At 82.4% G+C, this 2,084-nt stretch carries 2 protein-coding genes; both read left to right on the forward strand.

What is annotated here, in order from left to right:
* A partial coding sequence (locus tag GSF02_RS18435; RefSeq protein ID WP_235915700.1) for a ComEA family DNA-binding protein occupies positions 1-527 on the forward strand: 527 nt, incomplete at its 5' end.
* The coding region (locus GSF02_RS18440; protein WP_159798818.1) for a ComEC/Rec2 family competence protein at positions 524-2,084 on the forward strand (1,561 nt) is incomplete at its 3' end. The genes GSF02_RS18435 and GSF02_RS18440, both read left to right, overlap by 4 nt.

The following is a 2,084-nucleotide window of genomic DNA, read 5'->3' on the forward strand; positions in this document are numbered from 1 at the left end:
CGGGCGCTGCCGGGGCGCCCGCCGGCGCGGAAGCTGCCGGGGGCGCGGCGGCCGGGGCCGGCGACACCGGCGTCGTCGTGCACGTCGTCGGGCAGGTCGTGGCGCCGGGGCTCGTGACGCTGCCCGACGGCTCCCGCGTCGCCGACGCCGTGGACGCGGCCGGCGGCCCCACGGACGAGGCCGACCTCTCGGCCCTCAACCTCGCCCGCACGGTCGTCGACGGGGAACAGCTGCGCGTGCCGGCCCCGGGCGAGGAGGTCGAGGCCGCGCCGGCCCCGGGCGGCGCCGCCACCGGCTCCGGCGGCGGGGGCGGGGGAGGCGCCGGGGGCGCCGGCGCTGTCGTCGACCTCAACACCGCCGACGAGGCGGCCCTCGACACCCTGCCCGGCATCGGGCCGGCCCTGGCCGGGCGCATCCTCGCCTGGCGCGAGGAGAACGGGCGGTTCACGTCGGTGGACGAGCTCGACGAGGTCTCGGGGATCGGGCCGGCGCTGCTCGAGCGGCTGCGCGACCTGGTCCGCGTGTGACCGGCGCCGTCGACCTGCGCCTCGCTCCCGCGGCGCTCGTGGCCTGGGCCGCGGCGTGGGCAGCGACCGGCCCGGCGGGGCCCTGGACCCGCCCCGTGCTCGGGGCGGCCGCCGCCGTGGTGCTCGGCGGGGCCGTGGTCGTCGCGGTCGTCGCTCCCCTCGGCCGGGGCGGGCCCGGCGCGCGCCGGGCCGGGGCGGTCGCCGCCCACGTGCTCGTCGCCGCCGCCTGCGCGGCGGCGGTCGTGCTGTCCGTCCACGTGCACGGTGCCGGGCGCGAGCCGCTCGCGCGCTGGGCCGGGCAGCAGCCGGTCGCCGAGCTCACGGGCCGGGTCGTGTCGGAGGCCCGGCCCGCGGTCTTCGGCGACGGGGAGCGCTGGACGCTGGCCGCCGAGCGCGTCACGGGACGCGGCGTCACCCTCGAGGTGCGCGCGCCCGTGGAGGTCACCGCGCCGGGGCCGGCGCCGGCCTACGGCGAGCGCGTCGCGCTGCGCGCCCGGCTCGGGGAGGCCGACGCCGGTGCCGGCGAGGCGGCGACGGCGCGCGCCGACGGCCCGGCGGCGGCCGTCGCGCATGCGCCCGCCCTCGTCGGCGCGACCACCACGATGCGTGCGGCGCTGCTCGCGGCCACGGACGGGTTGTCGCCGCAGGCCCGCGGGCTCGTGCCCGGCATCGCGGTCGGCGACACCTCGCGCCTGCCGCCCGACCTCGAGGAGGCGTTCCGCACCACCGGCCTGACGCACCTCACGGCCGTCTCCGGCGGGCACTTCGCCGTCGTGCTGGCGCTCGTCACCGCGGCCGCGGGAGCCACGCGGCTGCCCCGCGCCGGCCGTGTGGCGGTGGTCGCGGCGGTCGCGGCCGGGTTCGTGCTCCTGGTGCGGCCCGAGCCGAGCGTCCAGCGGGCCGCGGCGATGTGCGCGGTCACGCTGGCCGGGATCGCGCTCGGGCGGCCGGCGGCGTCGGTCCCGTCGCTGGCCACGGCGGCCACCGTGCTCCTCGTCGCCGACCCGTGGCTGGCGCGCGAGTACGGGTTCGTGCTGTCGTGCGCGGCGACGGCCGGGCTGGTGCTGCTCACGCCGCCGCTGGTGCGCCGGCTCGCGCCGTGGACCGGGCGCCCGGTGGCGTTCGCCCTCGCGGTGCCCCTCGCCGCCCAGGCGGCGTGCGGCCCCGTGCTCGTGCTGCTCGCGCCCGCCCTGCCGACCACGTCGGTGCTGGCCAACCTGCTCGCCGCCCCGGCCGTGGCCCCCGCGACGCTGCTCGGCCTCGCCGCCACGGTGACCGCCCCGTGGTGGCCCGCCGGGGCGCAGGCGCTGGGCTGGCTCGCCGGGCTCGTCACCGCCTGGATCGCCGGGGTCGCCCGCTGGTGCGCCGGGCTGCCCGGGGCGCTCCTGCCCTGGCCCGGCGGCGTCGGCGGCCTGCTGGCCCTGGCGGCGGCCACCGCGGCGCTCGGCGTCCTGGTGCTGCGCCGGCCGCCGGGCGCCGGATGGCCGGTGGCGTGGTCCGGCCGCCCGCGCCGGGCGCTGCGCGGCGCGGCGGCGTGGTCGCGGGCCGCGGCGGCGC

The sequence above is a fragment of the Puerhibacterium puerhi genome (genome assembly GCF_009846865.1).
Classification (GTDB): Bacteria; Actinomycetota; Actinomycetes; order Actinomycetales; family Cellulomonadaceae; genus Puerhibacterium; species Puerhibacterium puerhi.